At 62.0% G+C, this 16,492-nt stretch carries 16 protein-coding genes; 8 read left to right on the top strand and 8 right to left on the bottom strand.

All coding sequences use genetic code 11. The features are described 5' to 3' along the window. Positions 1-33 precede the first annotated feature (33 nt). The 3 genes from ACIQUB_RS18830 to ACIQUB_RS18820 all read right to left on the bottom strand — a co-directional run bounded on the left by ACIQUB_RS18830 (position 34) and on the right by ACIQUB_RS18820 (position 3,679). Positions 34-258, bottom strand: coding sequence for an aa3-type cytochrome c oxidase subunit IV (locus ACIQUB_RS18830; RefSeq protein ID WP_018899831.1), 225 nt, complete (start codon positions 256-258; stop codon positions 34-36). A 173-nt stretch (positions 259-431) separates the two neighbouring features. Further along, positions 432-1,184: an N-acyl amino acid synthase FeeM domain-containing protein gene (locus tag ACIQUB_RS18825; RefSeq protein WP_112823385.1), complete on the bottom strand. Its 753-nt coding sequence runs from the start codon at positions 1,182-1,184 to the stop codon at positions 432-434. Between the two features lie 188 nt (positions 1,185-1,372). Continuing rightward, entirely contained in the window at positions 1,373-3,679 is a 2,307-nt protein-coding gene (locus ACIQUB_RS18820) for an EAL domain-containing protein (protein WP_113237473.1), read from the bottom strand. A 341-nt stretch (positions 3,680-4,020) separates the two neighbouring features. Between ACIQUB_RS18820 and ACIQUB_RS18815 the strand changes: the two genes are divergently transcribed. Both ACIQUB_RS18815 and ACIQUB_RS18810 read left to right on the top strand, forming a co-directional pair. Further along, the gene (locus tag ACIQUB_RS18815) at positions 4,021-4,560 is read left to right on the top strand and encodes a TRAP transporter small permease subunit (RefSeq protein WP_018899834.1); all 540 of its coding nucleotides are present in this window, start codon (positions 4,021-4,023) and stop codon (positions 4,558-4,560) included. Between the two features lie 21 nt (positions 4,561-4,581). After that, entirely contained in the window at positions 4,582-6,090 is a 1,509-nt protein-coding gene (locus ACIQUB_RS18810) for a TRAP transporter large permease subunit (protein ID WP_113237472.1), read from the top strand. Positions 6,091-6,263: 173 nt separating this feature from the next. Here the strand turns inward: ACIQUB_RS18810 and ACIQUB_RS18805 are convergent, their stop codons facing one another. Further along, positions 6,264-7,370, bottom strand: a complete 1,107-nt coding sequence (locus ACIQUB_RS18805; RefSeq protein WP_018901926.1) for a TRAP transporter substrate-binding protein — start codon at positions 7,368-7,370, stop codon at positions 6,264-6,266. A gap of 291 nt (positions 7,371-7,661) precedes the next feature. On the opposite strand from ACIQUB_RS18805, the gene ACIQUB_RS18800 reads away from it, so the two are divergent. Next, positions 7,662-8,441 (top strand): gamma-glutamyl-gamma-aminobutyrate hydrolase family protein, encoded by a 780-nt coding sequence (locus tag ACIQUB_RS18800; protein WP_113239847.1) that lies wholly within the window; start codon positions 7,662-7,664, stop codon positions 8,439-8,441. Positions 8,442-8,444: 3 nt separating this feature from the next. On the opposite strand, the gene ACIQUB_RS18795 is transcribed toward ACIQUB_RS18800, so the two are convergent. The 4 genes from ACIQUB_RS18795 to ACIQUB_RS18780 form a co-directional block, all read right to left on the bottom strand. Continuing rightward, complete coding sequence (locus ACIQUB_RS18795; protein WP_402931297.1) at positions 8,445-9,449, bottom strand: adenylate/guanylate cyclase domain-containing protein; 1,005 nt, start codon at positions 9,447-9,449, stop codon at positions 8,445-8,447. Positions 9,450-9,707: 258 nt separating this feature from the next. Further along, complete coding sequence (locus ACIQUB_RS18790) at positions 9,708-10,655, bottom strand: 2-hydroxyacid dehydrogenase (protein WP_113239378.1); 948 nt, start codon at positions 10,653-10,655, stop codon at positions 9,708-9,710. Between the two features lie 57 nt (positions 10,656-10,712). Next, entirely contained in the window at positions 10,713-11,735 is a 1,023-nt protein-coding gene (locus ACIQUB_RS18785; protein ID WP_018901930.1) for a LacI family DNA-binding transcriptional regulator, read from the bottom strand. Between the two features lie 136 nt (positions 11,736-11,871). Next, positions 11,872-12,384: a MarR family winged helix-turn-helix transcriptional regulator gene (locus ACIQUB_RS18780; RefSeq protein WP_113239379.1), complete on the bottom strand. Its 513-nt coding sequence runs from the start codon at positions 12,382-12,384 to the stop codon at positions 11,872-11,874. A gap of 185 nt (positions 12,385-12,569) precedes the next feature. Here ACIQUB_RS18780 and ACIQUB_RS18775 point away from each other — a divergent pair, with 185 nt between their 5' ends. The 5 genes from ACIQUB_RS18775 (at position 12,570) to ACIQUB_RS18755 (ending at position 16,334) form a co-directional block, all read left to right on the top strand. Next, positions 12,570-13,361 carry a creatininase family protein gene (locus ACIQUB_RS18775; protein ID WP_113239381.1) on the top strand — a complete coding sequence of 264 codons (792 nt, stop codon included), beginning with the start codon at positions 12,570-12,572 and terminating at the stop codon, positions 13,359-13,361. 72 nt (positions 13,362-13,433) lie between these two features. After that, positions 13,434-13,694: a type II toxin-antitoxin system Phd/YefM family antitoxin gene (locus ACIQUB_RS18770; protein ID WP_018901933.1), complete on the top strand. Its 261-nt coding sequence runs from the start codon at positions 13,434-13,436 to the stop codon at positions 13,692-13,694. Next, on the top strand, positions 13,691-14,089 hold the full coding sequence (locus ACIQUB_RS18765; RefSeq protein WP_113239382.1) for a type II toxin-antitoxin system VapC family toxin: 399 nt from the start codon (positions 13,691-13,693) through the stop codon (positions 14,087-14,089). Before ACIQUB_RS18770 ends, ACIQUB_RS18765 begins: the two co-directional genes overlap by 4 nt. A gap of 119 nt (positions 14,090-14,208) precedes the next feature. After that, positions 14,209-15,345, top strand: coding sequence for a GTP-binding protein (locus ACIQUB_RS18760; RefSeq protein ID WP_113239384.1), 1,137 nt, complete (start codon positions 14,209-14,211; stop codon positions 15,343-15,345). Then, complete coding sequence (locus ACIQUB_RS18755; protein ID WP_113239385.1) at positions 15,345-16,334, top strand: WD40 repeat domain-containing protein; 990 nt, start codon at positions 15,345-15,347, stop codon at positions 16,332-16,334. The genes ACIQUB_RS18760 and ACIQUB_RS18755 overlap by 1 nt, the downstream gene beginning before the upstream one ends. The last annotated feature ends 158 nt before the right edge of the window (positions 16,335-16,492 follow it).

Raw genomic sequence — 16,492 nt, 5'->3', positions numbered from 1 at the left:
TTAAGCTCTCTTGAAGTCGCCGGCCGGCCGCGCTTAGCGCAGCAGCACGAGGCCGGCGATGAACACGATCAGCAGCACCACGATGCCGCCGAGCAGGCCGGCGCCGGCGAAGAAGCCGGCGGTCATGCCGAGCAGCAGCGCGATCAGAAACAGCGTGCCGAACTTCGCGGCCGCCAGAAACATGTTGTAGGTCTGCTCGTGCGCTGGATAGTCCATCGGCGCGCCGACTTCGGCGGGTCCGGTATTGTGCTCGGCCATGCTTGTCATCTCCCTGAAACCCCGGCCCGCATCAAGATGCGGCCGCATGACTTTCTCATCCACGCGCTCCCACGCGCAAATGTCCCGCTAGAGGAATTGCACAAAGCCTTCAAAAGCGCAATGCATGAGAATGCCGCGGCCACGCGGCTTTCCCATGCATCGTGCTTAACTGCTTAGAGCGGCAGATCGGTGCCGAACTGGCCCTCGGGCACGAAGCGCGCCGTCGGAATGATGGTCAGTGGCGGCAGCGTGTCGTTCGGGTTGCGCGAGAACATCATCCGCTGTTCGCTGGCGCTGGAGATGAAGAACGGATAGCGGGTCAAAAGCTTGCGCCCGACCTCGATCACGTTGGTCGCCATCAGCGTCATGTCGATGCCGTAGTTCTTCGCCAGCTGGCCGGGCACAATGGTGTCGGCGTAGAAGACGCGCTTGTAGAAGGCGGCATGCGGCGGCCGGCAGAACTGCAGCACCCGGCTGGCGCGGAAATAGGCCGCGGCAACGATCGAGGGGCGCAGCGTGAGATAGGGGATCCAGGAGAGGTCCGCCGTCATCTCGGGATCGGCGGCGAAGCGTGCCGGGTCGATCAGCGTCAGCCCTGCATCGAGCATCGCATCCATCGCCCAGGGGAACGCCCCGCCCGATTGGCTGAGGCGATGGTCGGGTGTCACATAATGGATCCGGACGGTGCTCACCATCTCGCCATAATAGTACAGTCCGAAAACATAGGCATGGCTGTCGAAATCGCTGTCGTCGAGCAGGCCCTTGGGAGCCAGCGCCAGCACGTCGTGCGCCTTGTAGGCCTTGTAGCGCAGGCGTTCCACCTGTGCCAGGTCCTCGTTGCTTTCAACGCGGCGGTATTCGACATTATCGAGAACTTCAAGAATCTTGCGGCTGAAATCACTTACGTTGGAATGTGATCCTGACATTTTGTCCGTCCGTTCGTTAACGGCTTATTAATCATACGATTACGGCCCGGAACGCAAGATTTTAAGATAAATTTAATCGTATTTAAGTTGTTAAGGTTAACGTGCCGCAATCATTAAGAAACAGCTAAAAGCCGCCCGGTTGCAAAGCGGACGGCGTCAGCGGCGATCAGAAGTGGTGAGATGAACGATCAGGCGACGTTGTTGCGGCGGCGCGGCACCGGCGTACGGCGGCCAATCGCCTCCTGCAGCAGCGCGATGTTCTGCGACGGCACCGGCGGCGAGAAGACGTAGCCCTGGACGAGATCGGTCGCGCGGTACTTGTTGAGCAACGCCAGCTGCTCGGTGGTCTCGACACCTTCGGTGACGATCTTGAGCCCGAGTTCGCGGGCAAGGTTGACCGTCCCGCGCAGAAGCTTCAAGCGGCGGCCGTCCTCCACGATATTGCGCAGGAACGAGCGGTCGATCTTGATGATGTCGAGCGGCAGCGTATCGAGATAGCTCAGGCTGGAGAAGCCGGTGCCGAAATCGTCGATGGCGATGGTGATGCCGCTGTTGCGCAGCTCCGCCAGGATCGCGCGTACCGCCGCGGGCTCGTCGATCAGGCAGCTCTCGGTGATTTCGAGGTGCAACCGATCGGGGCTCAGGCCGGAATTCTTCAGCGCCTGCGAGACGACGGCGAGAATATCGTTGTCGCGCAGGTCACGCGCCGAAAGGTTGACGGAGACCGCGATGTGATCCGGCCACGTCATGCAGTCCATGCAGGCCTTCATCAGGATGAAGCGCGTGATGTCGGAGATGATGCCCATGTCCTCGGCAAGGCGAATGAACACATCCGGCGGGATGGCCCCCTTCTCCGGATGCACCCAGCGCGCCAGCGCCTCGGCGCATTCGATGCGCGAGCCGTCGGCCTTGAACATCGGCTGGTAGGCGATGTTAAGCCCGCCGGCAGCCACCGCGTCGCGCAGGTCCGCCTTCAGCTTCTGCTTTTCGATATAGCGGCCGTCCATCTCGCGCTCGAAGCCGGAAATGCCGCCGCGCTCCTTGGACTTGCTCTCGAACAGCGCCAGATCCGCCTTGATGCTCCATTCGTCCATCGCGAAGGCATCGCTTTCGAGGATGGCGAAACCGGCCGAGAGCGACACCAGGAAGGTGACGTCGTCTGCCTCGTAGTTCCCCTGGATTTCGGCATGAACGCGGCGGATCTCCGCATCCATTGCTTCCGCATCCTTGGCATGCGGGAAGAACAGGATGAACTGGTCGCCCATCAGGCGGCCGACGATCGCCTTGCGCGAGCGCTCCTCGATGCGGTTGGCGATGGCGCAGAGCAGCCGGTCGCCGGTGATGTGGCCGCGCATGTCGTTGACATGCTTGAACTCGTCGATGTCGAGAACCATGAAGCCGAGCGGGCCACGCTTCTTCGGATGCTTGTTCAGGTAATCCTGGACGAGGTGGCTGAAATATTCGCGGTTCGGCAGGCCCGTCAGCGCGTCGTAGCGCACCATGTGCAGGATCTTCTGCTCGGCCTTCACGCGGCTCGACACGTCCTCGAAGATCAGCACGGCGCCGCCATCGGCGCGGCGGCTGGCGGAGAACTCGAGCGACAGGTCTTCCGGAAAATGGATGAGCATGCGCGACAGCTTGCCCTCGGCGACATGTGTCATCTGCCGCAGGATAAGCTCAGGCTGCGAGGAATCCATGAAATTGTAGCGCGCGCCATAGCGCAGCACGGCACCGAGATCGCGGTCCTTCAACCGGTCCGGCGCACCGATCTTCAGGAGTTCGCATGCCTTGCGGTTCACCACCTGGATGCGGTTTTCCGCGTCCACCATGACGAGCCCGTGCGGCATGTTGTTGAGCGCCGTATCGAACCGGTCGGCGATCGAGGTGATCTCGCGCCGCGCGATGACGTTCTCATAGAGGAACTCGCGCACGCCGTTGGCCATCGCCCGGGTGGTCAGCCAGAAGGGAATGAGGAAAATGGACAGGATGCCGCGATAGAAATCCATCGCCATCAGGCTGCAGATGATCATCGGCAGGCAGCAGGAGAAGGTCTGCAGGTCGACCGCCATGCGCGACCCGTAGTTGCGCCCGACGACGGAAACCATGGTCGCCATCGTCACCGAGATGCTGGCAAGCTCCGAGAAGCTGTCGTGCACCATGAAGATCGCATAGCCGCTGCAGATGCCGAGCAGCGTCGTCGTGCAGGCCGCCCCCGCGACAAGTATCCGCTCCCAATGCTCGATGCCGGCATGCGACAGCGTCTGCTTGTCGACGCGGTCGAACTGGCGGAAAATGATCATGCGTGCGCAGAAGACGAGGAGAAAGCCTGCGGCAAGCCATAGATAGAGGGTGGTGCCGGTCTTGAAGGCAATGGCCAGGCAGGTCGCGATGTGAACGATGACACCGGCGAGCAACGTCATGCGGTTTCCCGAAAGGGAACTCACAAACGAGAGATATACATCCGTAGGGACCCTGCTCGGGCTATCTGGCTTCATCCAATATTTTCCCTGTACCGCAGCACCCTACCGCCAACCCTTTAAAAATTGATTTCAGGGCACCCATACATTTGGTGGATTTTTCTACAACCTTAACAAGAACAACCTTGGGAATTTGCTGTTTTTGCAGCTTCACGGGGATGTTTCACAATAAGGCGGTCCATCCACAAGTTGTTATCACCCTCGCCGGCAAGTGCGGCTGGCGGTCCGCCCTCGATCGCCCGCGATATAAGACTATAATCCAACATCCGGGCTTTCCGCTTCCAATTTCAGGGTCCCTGATCTACCACTTGAGGTGGGAGAGCATGGGGTAAAACCCATGAAATAGGAGGGGGAAAGGCATGCCGGTTTTTCTAGCCGCCAGCCGGCTGATCGATGCTGTCAGCCAGTTCATGGGCAAGCTGTCCGAATATATGGTGCTGTTCTGTTGCCTGATCAGCGCCGCCAACGCGCTGATTCGCTACACCTTCAATTACAGCTCCAACGGCTGGCTCGAGATCCAGTGGTATCTCTTCGCCTTCGTCGTCGTGCTCGGTGCGGCCCATACGCTCAGAATGAATGAACATGTCCGCGTCGACCTGATCTATGGCTCGGTGTCGGACCGGGCGCGTCTGTGGATCGACACGATCGGGCTGATCGTCTTCCTGCTTCCGGCCTGCATCTTCCTCACATGGCTCTGCTGGCCCTTCTTCTGGCTCTCCTATGTCCAGCACGAGGTCTCCTCCAATGCCGGCGGCCTGATCCGCTGGCCGGTCAAGCTCATCCTGGTCGCCGGCTTCGGCCTTTTGACGCTGCAGGGTCTCTCCGAGCTGATCAAGCGCATCGCCGCGCTGACAGGTCATTTGGTCGTCGAGACCAAATACGAAAAGCCGCTGCAGTAACCGCGACCGGGAGGAAAGCCATTGTTCGACTTCGGCATCATTCCGCCGGCCATGTTCGTGGGCATGGTCCTGTTCATGCTCTACGGTTTCCCGGTCGCCTTCTCGCTGGCCGCCGTCGGCCTGTTCTTCGGCATCATCGGCGTCGCCACCGGCCATTTCAGTGAGGCCTTCCTGCAGGCGCTGCCGCTGCGCTTCTTCGGCATCGTCTCCAACGATCTGCTGCTCGCCATCCCCTTCTTCACCTTCATGGGCGCCATCCTGGAGCGCTGCGGCCTGGCGGAAGATCTGCTCGAGGGCATGGGCAAGCTCTTCGGCCGCATCCCCGGCGGCCTTGCCTATGCGGTCATCCTCGTCGGCGCGGTGCTCGGCGCCATCACCGGAACGGTCGCAGCCTCCGTCATCACAATGGGCGTTATCTCGCTGCCCATCATGCTGCGATACGGCTATAGCCCGCGGCTCGCCACCGGCGTGATTGCCGCATCCGGCACCATCACCCAGGTCATCCCGCCCTCGCTCGTCCTCGTCGTGCTCGCCGACCAGCTCGGCAAGTCGGTGGGCGACATGTATCTCGGCGCCATCGGCCCCTCGATCCTGCAGGTGGCGATCTTCATGATCTACATCCTGATCCTGTCGATCGTAAAACCCGCCTCCGTGCCGCCGCTCCCCAAGGAAGTGCGCGGCGATTTCACCTGGGCGCTGCTCTTCAAGGTGTTGTCGGGGATGGTGCCCTCGATCGTGCTGATCTTCCTCGTCCTCGGCACCATCTTCATGGGTCTTGCGACTCCCACCGAAGCCGGCGCGCTCGGCGTCGTCGGCGCCATGGCGCTGGCCGCCATGCACCGCCGCCTGACCTGGCCGCTGATGCAGGAGGCGATGCGCTCCACCATGCACATCACGTCCATGGTGGTGATGATCCTCATCGGCTCCACCTGCTTCAGCCTCGTCTTCCAGGGCATGGACGGCTCGCGCTGGATCGAGCACATGCTATCCGGCATCCCCGGCGGCCCGGTGGGCTTCCTGATCTTCGTCAACATCTTCATCTTCGTGCTGGCCTTCTTCCTCGATTTCTTCGAGATCGCCTTCATCGTCATCCCGATGCTGGCCCCGGTCGCCTCCGCACTCGGCATCGACCTGATCTGGTTTGGCGTGCTGATCTGCGTCAACATGCAGACGAGCTTCATGCACCCGCCCTTCGGCTTCGCGCTCTTCTATCTGCGCTCGATCGCCGACCGCAGCGTCAAGACCTCCGATATCTACATGGGCGCCCTGCCCTGGGTCGGCATGCAGCTCATCCTGGTTGCCATCGTGATCTTCTGGCCGCAATCGGTAACCTACTGGCTGAAGAAGGGGCCGGAGGTGGACCTGAATTCTATCAAGATCGAGGTCCCCGGCTTTGGCGGCAACGGGCTTGGCACTCCACCCGGAATGCCGGGCCTGGCGCTGCCGCCGATGAACGGCTTGCCGGGACAGCCGCCGGCGCAGGTGAAACCTGCGCAGCCGGATTTGAGCCAGCCGCCGGTGATCAAGTAGGGCAGTAAGGAAGTCCCCTCCCCAACCCCTCCCCACAAGGGGGAGGGGCTAACCTGGGCTCAACGCCTTGGCAAAAAAGGGGGCTAATGGTGGGCGAGAAGGGCGCAACGAGTTAAGCCCCTCCCCCTTGTGGGGAGGGGTTTGGGGCGGGGTCTTTCTTTAGAGCAAAACCCTCAGATCTTCCCAGCCCGCTGCTGGATCATCATGAACGTATCGAACGTATATTCCGACAGCTGCATCCACAGATACGCATCGCGCTTGAACGCCGTCTGATCCTCGTAGATCTTCTTGAAGTAGGGATTGGACGCCGAAATCTCCGCATAGATCCCAAGCGATGCCTGGAAGCAGGCTTCCATGATTTCCTGGCTGAAGGGCCTGAGCGTCGCGCCCTCGGAGACTAGCTGCTTCAGCGCCGGCGGGTTCTTCATGTCGTACTTCGCCATCATGTTGGTATTGGCGAAGGCGCAGGCATCGGTGAGTGCCGCCTGGTAGTGCTTCGGCAGGCTGTTCCACTTTTCCAGGTTGAAGAAGGCATGCACCGTCGGGCCACCCTCCCACCAGCCGGGATAGTAGTAATACTTCGCGACCTTGTGCAGTCCGAGCTTCAGGTCGTCGTATGGGCCGACGAACTCGGAAGCGTCGATCGTGCCCTTTTCCAGCGCCGGATAGATGTCGCCGCCGGCGATCTGCTGCGGGATGACGCCGAGCTTGCTGATCACCTGGCCGGCGAGGCCGGCGATGCGCATCTTCACGCCCTTCAGATCATCCAGCGTATTGATTTCCTTGCGGAACCAGCCGCCCATCTGGGCGCCGGTATTGCCCGCCGGCAGGCCGTAAATGCCCTGCGTGGCGTAGAATTCGTTCATCAGCGTGTTGCCGTTGCCCTCGTAGAACCAGGCATTGGTGAGGCGCCCGTTAAGCCCGAAGGGAATGGCGGTGCCGATCGCGTAGGTCGGGTCCTTGCCGACGAAGTAATAGGAGCAGGTGTGCGCCGCTTCCACCGTTCCGGCGCTGACGGCATCGGCCGCCTGCAGGCCGGGAATGATCTCGCCGGCGGCAAAGGGCTGGATGGTGAAATTGCCGTCGGTCGATGCGGCCAGATGCTTGGCGATATCGTCGGCCGCGCCATAGATCGTGTCCAGGCTCTTCGGAAACGACGATGTCATGCGCCAGGCGATCTTCGGATTTTCCTGGGCGATGGCGGGTGCCGCCAGAGCCGAGGCAGCAACGGCGCCGACGCCCGCTGTTCCTGCCTTCTTGAAGAATGAACGACGATCCATCAAAAACCTCCCATTGTTGGTTCTGCGGGGCCAAACTCTCCCCACCCGCGGAACGAGGGAAGCTAAGCATGCGGACGCAGGTGATTCAAGCGCCGGCCTATTAGTCTTTGGGATCACGACACCAATATGGCGAGTAGCGCATTTCGATCGGAATCAGCGGCTTAGTCATGGATGGAGCGAGGCCGGCACATGGCCTTGCCGCAATTTGGCCGGGCACATCAGGCACACGTTGACAGGAAAGCCGTTCTGGTTTCTCTCTTTGGCAAGAGATGATCGCCCTCAGGATAGACAATGACCAAGCCCATCGTCGCCGTTCCCGCCGATATCCGCAGCTTTGACGGCGCCACCTGGCATGCCGTGCAGCACCAATATGTCCGTGCCGCGCTGAATGCCTCCGGCGTCATGGCCTTCATCATCCCGGCCTTCGAGGAAGGCTACGACATCGACGCCATTCTCGACCGCGTCGACGGCGTCCTCGTCTCCGGCTCGGCCAGCAACGTCCACCCCGCGCGCTACGGCAAAGAAGCGACCGAAGCCGACGGCCCCTTCGACCCCGCCCGCGACGCCACCTCGCTGCCGCTCATCCGCCGCGCCATCGACCGCGCCATTCCGCTGCTCGCCATCTGCCGCGGTATCCAGGAACTGAACGTCGCGCTCGGCGGCACGCTCGCCAGCGAGATCCAGGACCAACCCGGCATCTGGGACCACCGCAAGCCCGATAATGTCGACCGCGACGGCATGTACGCCATCCGCCAGAACGTGCATGTCAGGGAAGGCTCCTGCATCGCAGGCATCGTCGGCGCCGGCGAGATCAAGGTGAACTCGCTGCACCGCCAGGCGATCGCCGAGACGGCGCCCCGCCTTGCCGTGGAAGCGGTGGCCGAGGACGGCACGGTCGAAGCCGTCTCCGTCATCGACGCCAAGGCCTTTGCCGTCGGCGTCCAATGGCATCCCGAATACTGGGCCGAGACCGACAAGCCCTCCAACCAGCTCTTCACCGCCTTCGGCGACGCCGTCCGCGACTATGCCGCGACCAAGCTGCCTGCCAAGGCTACGAAGGTGGTGGCGTAGGTTTTAACCTCGCCGCGCCCAGCGCAGACCGCCCACGACGGCGATGGCGAGAAGCGGCCAGATCGCCCAGAAGGTGCCGTGCCAGGAGAGAAGGTTGATGCCGATCAGCCCGAGCGCCGAGATGGCAAGCGCCACGAGCCGCGCATCGAACCGATCCTGCAGATGCGCCCAACGCATCGCCGCGACATAGGCCAGCGCCAACAGCGGCCAAGCGGCCCAGAAGACGCCGTGCCATGTGAGCGTGTTGATGACGACAAGCGCGACCGCGATGACGCCAAGCACAGCAAGGTTGCGCCGCTGATCCGGCGATTGCCCCGCGTTCTGACCTGACAACACGCCGGCCACCAGCCCCCCTCGCCCACCAGCCGACGGCCCCGGCCCCGTCGATTGAGCCGCAGCGCCCGACGGCGACCCAGCGGCATGCGCATCACCCCCAGTCGCCCGCGCCGCATCCCCTTCCCCGATCCTGACGGCATAGCTCGGCACCGCCTCGGCAACATTCTTCACCGTCAGCGGCCCGAGAAAATCGAACCCTACCGCCACCTTGTTGCGCACCTGATCGTAAACCGTGTTCGAGATCACCACGCCACCGGCCGGCGCCTGCGCCTGCAGCCGCGCGGCGATATTGACGCCGTCGCCATAGATATCGCTGCCCTCGACGATCACGTCGCCAAGATTGATGCCGATGCGAAACAGCATGCGGCCATCGGCCGGCCGGGCTGCGTTCAACCCCGCGAGCTCGTTCTGCACGTCGACGGCGGCGCGCACCGCCTCGACCACGCTCGGAAACTCGGCGATCAACCCGTCGCCCCAGGTATTGACCACCCGTCCGCCATGCGCCTCGATCAGCCTCGACATCCGGTCGCGATACCGCTTCAGCGTATCGAGCGTCCCCTCCTCGTCGGCGCCCATCAGCCGCGTATAGTCCTGCACATCCGCTGAAAAGATCGTCGTCAGCTTGCGCTGCGTCTCACTCGAACTATCCGCCACCTCAGCTCCCTCTCGCATGATCTCGTGCGTTGCATCCTAGCGCCAACTGTCCATGAAAGTCGAGCAAGTGGGACCGTGCGCAGATCCTCGGGACGAGCCCGAGGATGACGTCGAGAGGATGTTTTCCCCATTACTTCAATAGGTTACGGGCGCCACCCACTCACTCCGCCGTCATCCTCGGGCTCGTCCCGAGGATCTAAGCACGCATCCAAGAATGCAACGGGAGTGGATCGAAGCAAGAGCGCAGCCACAGAGCAAAGCACCCCTTCAAACCCATCACCCCTTGACGGGCGTCTCAGCCACCGGCGTCAGCGGCTTGCGCGCATCGGACCACCCAACCAGATTGTCGACCACCAGATCAGCCATCGCATTGCGGGTCGGAACCGAGCCGGAGGCGATGTGCGGCAACAGCACGGCGTTCGGCAGCGCCATCAGCGCCGCTGGAACGTTCGGTTCGTCGTAGAACACATCGAGACCGGCAGCACCCAAGGCACCCGAGGACAGCGCCTCGATCAGCGCATCCTCATCGACGGTCCAGCCGCGCCCGACATTGATGAACACGCCATCCGGCCCGAGCGCCTTCAGGATATCGGCATTGACGGTCTTGTGCGTCTGCGGCGTCTTCGGGACGATCGCGATCATCGTATCGACGGCTTCAGCGAGACCTTCCAGCGTCGGATAGTGATCATAGGGCAGCGCCTCGTTGCGCGTGCGCGTGTGGTAGCTGATCTTCACCTTGAACGGCTCCAGCCGCTTGGCGATCTCCTGACCGATGCGGCCGAGACCGTAGAAGCCGACATGGCGGCCCTTCAGCGAGAAACGCGACAGCGGATAGCTCTGCCCCGGCTTCCAGTTGCCGGCGCGCAGCCAGTTTTCGGCGCGCGGAAATTCGCGGATGGTGTTGAGCAGCAGCCCGATCGCGGTGTCGGCCACTTCGTCGTTGAGGACATCGGGGGTATTCGTGACGACGATACCCTTGGTCGCGGCATGCCTGGCATCGACATTGTCATAGCCGACGCCGAAGCTGGAGATCAGCTCCAGATTGGGCAGCGCATCGATATCGGCGGCGGAGAAGGTACCGGATACGGCGACGCCGCGAATACGGCCTGCGGTCTGCGCATCGAGCGACTTGGCGTCAGCCTCGATGACGTCAAAGCCTTCCTTCAGGCGCGCCAGAGCGCGCTCGTGCATTTTCCCCGGAACGAGAACAGCGGTACGGGACATTGCTTTTCCTCTTCGATTTGTCGCGCGCCCTTGATGACTTGGGATGAAGGGCGGGGATTATGACCGGGGCCGGAAGGGGCTGGTCGATTGGCGGATGCGCATCTCGGGCTTGATGAGATGGATGCCGTCGGGTTCGTGGCTGCCGGCGAGGCGATCGAGAAGCGCCCGGGCGGCAAGCCGGCCGACTTCGGCCTGGCCGTTCCACACGGTTGTCAGCGCCGGCATCGAGATCGACGCCTCCTCGAGGTCGTCATAACCGGTTACGGAAATGTCGGTGCCGGGGACGAGACCGGCGCGGGCGATGCCGTTCATCAGGCCGATGGCGACCAGATCGTTCCAGCAGACGGCGGCCGTCGGTTTCTGCGGCAGGGACAGGAAGTGGACCGCCGCCTCGAAGCCGCCCTGCATCGAGCGGGGGCCCGGAATGCGCAGGCCGGGATCGACCTCGATCTCCGCCTTGCGCAGCGCATTCACATAGCCCTGGTAGCGGTCGCGGCCGGTGGAGGTCTGGTCGGTGCCGCCGATCATGGCGATCGAGCGATGGCCGAGGCCGATCAGATGATTGGTGGCAAGCGAGATGCCGTAGCTGTCGTCGCCGCGATAGGTCGGCAGCTCCGATCCGTCCATCGAGCGGGCAACGAGAATTGCCGGCATGCCGTTATCCTCGGCGAGCTGCATGTCCTCCGGCGGCGTGCCGATCGCCGGCGACATGATGACGCCATCGCCGCCGAGCTGCAGCAGCGTCTCGATGAAGGTGCGCTGCTTTTCGACGGAATCGTAGTGATTGGAGAGAATGAAGGTGTGTCGGCTGCGGTCGAGCTCGCTTTCGATCGCCTTCAGGATTTCCCCGTAGAACGGGTTCATGATGTCGTGCACGACGACGCCGATGATGCCCGAGCGCGAGGTGCGCAGGCTGGCCGCGCGGCGATTGTAGATATAGCCGAGCGCGCGCGCCTGTTCCTTGATCTTGTCGCGGGTGGCGCCGGCGACCAGCGGGCTGTCGCGGAGCGCCAATGATACGGTTGCGGTGGAAATGCCGAGCGTTTCGGCGATCGTCGAAAGCTTGATCTTCTGCGCCACTGTGCCTCCCGGATCGCGCGGAAGGACTGTGACGCGCGATGAACATATGCACCCGGCCAGCTATGAGCCGAGCGTCCTTAAAATGTTTAATTAAAAGATTAAACCGGAGCAGGCAATTTCTAATTTCACAAAACCGTCAGATTTCATCCGGCTCTTCGAGCATGATGGCATCGGCCTGCAGATTGCCGTCGATCGCCTTCAGAAGCCGCACCAGATTGCGGATTTCCTTCTCGGAAAAATCGAGCGTCGCCAGGCGATCGCAGGCTGTCGCGGCCTGCTCGATGGCAGCAACGCTGCCGCGGCCGAGATCGGTGAGGTAGACCTTGGTAAGGCGCGCATCGTCGGCATCGGCCTTGCGCTCGAGAAAGCCCTGCGCCTCCATGCGGCCGATCGTGCGCGTCATGGTCGGCGCCTTGACGCCGAGCTTGTGCGCCAGCGCCCCGGCGGTCATGCCGTCGCTTTCGGCGAGAGAGGTGATGACGCCATCCTGCCCGGCATATAGCCCGCTCTCCAGAAGGTTGCGGGAGAGCACGGTGCGCATCGAGCGGGCGGCCTGCGTCAAAGCCGGCGAAAGATCGACCACCGTATATTCGGTCTGGTCCTTCTTCTTCGACTTCTGCTTCTTGCCGTCCTTGTGCTTCTTACCCATTGCCGTCCCTTTGATCTTGCCGCGCCCTGCCCCCAATCGAGGTTGTGAGGGACGGCAACAGTTTCATTTGGCGCCTAAGCCTTCCTCCAAATCCATTTTGATTTAAAGGCTTATGCATTAAGCATTGAGATCGTTGCGTTATGACATTGCGCATGATCTCGTCATAAACAAGAGGCCTTAGCCGGATGAACGCGCCAGCGACCGAGTTCGACGACCACGATCCGCAATTTTCTGGTGCGGAGCGCGAGCGGCACATCGTTGTCCTGCCGCTCGGCGCCCATGAACAGCACGGCCCCCACCTTCCCTTCGACACCGACACGCTGATCGCCGACGGCATCGTTAGCAGGCTCAAAACCGCGCTTCCTGAAAAGCTTCCCGTGACCTTCCTGCCGACGGAATCAGTCGGCTACTCAATCGAGCATATGGATGTGACAGGAACGCAAACGCTGACCTACGGCGAGGCGATCGAACGCTGGCTCGGCATAGCCGAAAAACTGTCGCAACAGGGCATCCGCAAGTTCGTGATGCTCAACGCCCATGGCGGCAATTCTCCGCTGACGACTGTTGTCGCCACCGAAGCCCGCGTGCGCTTCAACATGCTGGCCGTCGCCACTAGCTGGACCCGCTTCGGCCTGCCCGATGGCGTGATCTCGCCGGAAGAGAAAGCGATCGACATCCACGGCGGCGACATCGAGACCTCGGTGATGCTGGCGCTGCACCCGGACAAGGTGGACATGTCGAAAGCCGAAAACTTCCCCTCCCGCCAATCCGACTTCGCCGCCCGCTACAAGCACCTGCGTGCCTACGGCCAGCACGCCTTCGGCTGGAAAATGTCCGACCTCAACGATAAAGGCGTCGCCGGCAACGCCGCCAAGGCGACCGCCGAAAAAGGCGAGGCGCTGATCGCGCATGCGGTGAAGGGTCTGGTGGAATTGCTGGAGGATGTGGACGCCTTCGACGTCGACACGCTGACATAGCGGGCCGCTTGTATCGGCCGGTGCTTTTCATCATATTGATTGCAATCGCAGTGGCTCACCAAGGAGGCCCGCATGCGCATTTCCGTGAAAGAGGCTGAGGGTCAGCTGACAGAACTGGTCCGCCTTGCCAATCAGGGCGAAGAGATCGTGTTGACGCAGGATGGTCGTCCTAGCGCGCGTATAACACCATTGAAAAAGCCCCTGAGCGCAGAAGAGAAGTCACGAATCTTCAATGAGGTCAGGGAGCGCGTCAGAAAGATGGATCTTCCCCCGGGTCCCGACGCCGCTCACAGCCAGGACTTTCTGTATGATGAGTACGGTCTGCCAAAGTGATCGTAGTCGACACGTCCGCACTCATGGCCTTCATCGCGAGCGAGCCGGCCGCAGAACAGTGCCAAGCTATCCTGGAGCGAGAGCGGGAGATACTGATGTCGGCGGCAACCGTGACGGAGGCGTTGATCGTGGCTGAAGGGCGAGGCATCTCAGCCGATATGCGCTATATCATCGAAACATCGGTCACCGAGATCGTCGAGCTGACATCAATCCGCGCCGAACTTGCAGCGAACGCCTATCGCTCGTGGGGCAAAGGCTTTCACCCCGCCTATCTTAACTTCGGCGATTGCTTCTCATACGCCACCGCCAAGGAGTTCGATTGCCCGCTGCTCTACATCGGCAACGACTTCTCAAAGACCGACGTGAAATCGGCGATCGCGGCCTCCACATCCTAATGTGATCTTATAACATACGAATCCCTTTGAACTGCCGCGCCGCACCCCTTATATGAGACGACGAATTTGAAAGGCCCGGGCGAAAAACCCCGAGCAAGCCCCCACCTATCGAGGTTCTCATGACCGACGCTCTCCAGACGCAACCCAAGCCCATCCCCGTCACCGTTCTCACCGGCTACCTCGGCGCCGGCAAAACGACGCTGTTGAACCGCATCCTGACGGAAGCGCATGGCAAGAAGTATGCCGTCATCGTCAACGAGTTCGGCGAGATCGGCATCGACAACGACCTCATCGTCGAATCCGACGAAGAGATCTACGAGATGAACAATGGCTGTGTTTGTTGCACGGTGCGCGGCGACCTGATCCGCGTCGTCGAAGGCCTGATGCGCCGCCCCGGCCGTTTCGACGGCATCATCGTCGAGACGACGGGCCTTGCCGATCCGGTGCCGGTTGCCCAGACCTTCTTCATGGATGACGACGTCCGCGCCAAGACCGAGCTCGATGCCGTGGTCGCCCTCGTCGACGCCAAGCATTTGCCGCTGCGCCTGAAGGACAGCCGCGAGGCCGAAGACCAGATCGCCTTCGCCGACGTCGTGCTGATCAACAAGACCGACCTCGTCACCCCGGAAGAGCTGGCGCAGATCGAAGACGTCGTGCGTGCCATCAACCCGTCGGCCCGCGTCTACAAGACCAGCCGCTCCGGCGTCGATCTCGCCCGCGTGCTCGATCAGGGCGCCTTCAACCTGGAACGCGCGCTGGAAAACGACCCGCACTTCCTCGACCACGATCACCCCGACCATGTCTGCGGCCCGGATTGCGGCCACGACCATGGCCACCATCACCATGCGCATGATCACGATCATCACCACCATGATCATGACCACGGGCACGATCATCACCACCACGATCATGGACACGACCACCATCACCACGGCGCCGTCTCCCCGATCCATGACGTGACGGTGCAGTCGGTGTCGCTGCGCGGCGGCGAGATGAACCCGGACCGCTTCTTCCCCTGGATCCAGAAGATCACCCAGACGCAGGGCCCGAACATCCTGCGCCTCAAGGGCATCATCGCGTTCAAGGGCGATGCCGAGCGCTATGTCGTTCAGGGCGTGCACATGATCATCGAAGGCGACCACCAGCGTGCCTGGAAGGACGGCGAGAAGCGCGAGACCCGTCTCGTCTTCATCGGCCGCGAGCTTGACCGCGAAAAGCTCGAAGCTTCCTTCAAGGCGTGCGAGGCCTCTGCCTGATGCCGACTGTTGCCCCGTTTGATATCGACGGCCATATCCTGGCCGTCGAATTTTTAGGTGATACCCCCTTCTTCGCCAGCGCCACCGGCACGTTTCACCGGCTGGATGGTTCGGAGAAGGTTACCGAAGCCCATCAGGGCATGCTCACCTGCATCCGCGATCCCTATAGCGAAAGCCTGATCTCGGGCGGCGAAGACGGCAAGGTGCTGCGGATTGCCGCCGATGGCGGCGTCACCGAGCTGGCGCATGCGCCGCGCAAGTGGATCTCGCAGCTCGCAGCCGGCCCGCAGGGCGCCATCGCCTATTCCCACGGCAAGAGCGCGATCGTCCGCCTTTCTGACGGCACCACCCGCGAATTCACCGAGGAACGCACCGTCGAAGGCCTCGCCTTCGCGCCCAAGGGCATGCGCGTCGCCGCCGCCCGCTATAATGGCGTATCGCTGCATTGGGTGGCGGGCGATGCTAAGCCCGTCGATCTCGAATGGAAGGGCGCCCATACAGGCGTGACCTTCTCGCCGGATGGCAACTTCCTCGTCACGACAATGCAGGAAAACGCGCTGCATGGCTGGAAGCTCGACATCAAGCCCGGCTCGGAAGCCCGCCACATGCGCATGACCGGCTACCCCGCCAAGGTCAAGTCGCTCTCCTGGTCGGCCAAGGGCAAGTGGCTCGCCTCATCAGGCGCCCCTGCCGCCATCGTCTGGCCGTTCTCGGGCAAGGATGGCCCGATGGGCAAGGCGCCGCTCGAACTCGGCACCCGCGCCAACATCATGGCGACATCGGTCAAGTTCCACCCGGCCGAAGACATCCTCGCCATCGGCTTCATCGACGGCATGATCCTCGCCGTTCGCCTTGCCGACAGCAAGGAAGCGCTGATCCGCCGCCCCGGCAAGGGTGCGATCACCGCCATGAGCTGGAGCAAGAACGGCAAGCTGCTGGCCTTCGCTTCGGAAGCAGGCGATTGCGGCGTGGTCGATATCGCCGCCTAGGGCATGTCGCGCGAAAGTGTGCAGCGGTTTTGCGGCACCGACATGCGACAGAACAAACACTTAAAGCGTGACGAGCGAATCCGAAGGATCGCGACACGCTTTAAGACACATATCCCGAGACTGGCCACCGGTTTCGGGATATGACACGCTTGAAAACA

This window comes from Rhizobium sp. NPDC090275, assembly GCF_044772225.1.
In the GTDB taxonomy this organism is placed as follows: Bacteria; Pseudomonadota; Alphaproteobacteria; order Rhizobiales; family Rhizobiaceae; genus Rhizobium.
The sequence above is the reverse complement of the archived record's forward strand: the minus strand, read 5'-3'. Positions and strand labels throughout refer to the sequence as shown.

Bases quoted from the DNA above. Each gene is read 5' to 3' on its own strand.
- ACIQUB_RS18770 (WP_018901933.1), top strand. From the start codon at position 13,434: ATGCGCATTTCCGTGAAAGAGGCTGAGGGTCAGCTGACAGAACTGGTC.
- ACIQUB_RS18830 (WP_018899831.1), bottom strand. From the start codon at position 258: ATGGCCGAGCACAATACCGGACCCGCCGAAGTCGGCGCGCCGATGGAC.
- ACIQUB_RS18760 (WP_113239384.1), top strand. From the start codon at position 14,209: ATGACCGACGCTCTCCAGACGCAACCCAAGCCCATCCCCGTCACCGTT.
- ACIQUB_RS18795 (WP_402931297.1), bottom strand. From the start codon at position 9,449: ATGCGAGAGGGAGCTGAGGTGGCGGATAGTTCGAGTGAGACGCAGCGC.
- ACIQUB_RS18815 (WP_018899834.1), top strand. From the start codon at position 4,021: ATGCCGGTTTTTCTAGCCGCCAGCCGGCTGATCGATGCTGTCAGCCAG.
- ACIQUB_RS18825 (WP_112823385.1), bottom strand. From the start codon at position 1,184: ATGTCAGGATCACATTCCAACGTAAGTGATTTCAGCCGCAAGATTCTT.
- ACIQUB_RS18755 (WP_113239385.1), top strand. From the start codon at position 15,345: ATGCCGACTGTTGCCCCGTTTGATATCGACGGCCATATCCTGGCCGTC.
- ACIQUB_RS18780 (WP_113239379.1), bottom strand. From the start codon at position 12,384: ATGGGTAAGAAGCACAAGGACGGCAAGAAGCAGAAGTCGAAGAAGAAG.
- ACIQUB_RS18775 (WP_113239381.1), top strand. From the start codon at position 12,570: ATGAACGCGCCAGCGACCGAGTTCGACGACCACGATCCGCAATTTTCT.
- ACIQUB_RS18805 (WP_018901926.1), bottom strand. From the start codon at position 7,370: ATGGATCGTCGTTCATTCTTCAAGAAGGCAGGAACAGCGGGCGTCGGC.
- ACIQUB_RS18820 (WP_113237473.1), bottom strand. From the start codon at position 3,679: ATGAAGCCAGATAGCCCGAGCAGGGTCCCTACGGATGTATATCTCTCG.
- ACIQUB_RS18790 (WP_113239378.1), bottom strand. From the start codon at position 10,655: ATGTCCCGTACCGCTGTTCTCGTTCCGGGGAAAATGCACGAGCGCGCT.
- ACIQUB_RS18800 (WP_113239847.1), top strand. From the start codon at position 7,662: ATGACCAAGCCCATCGTCGCCGTTCCCGCCGATATCCGCAGCTTTGAC.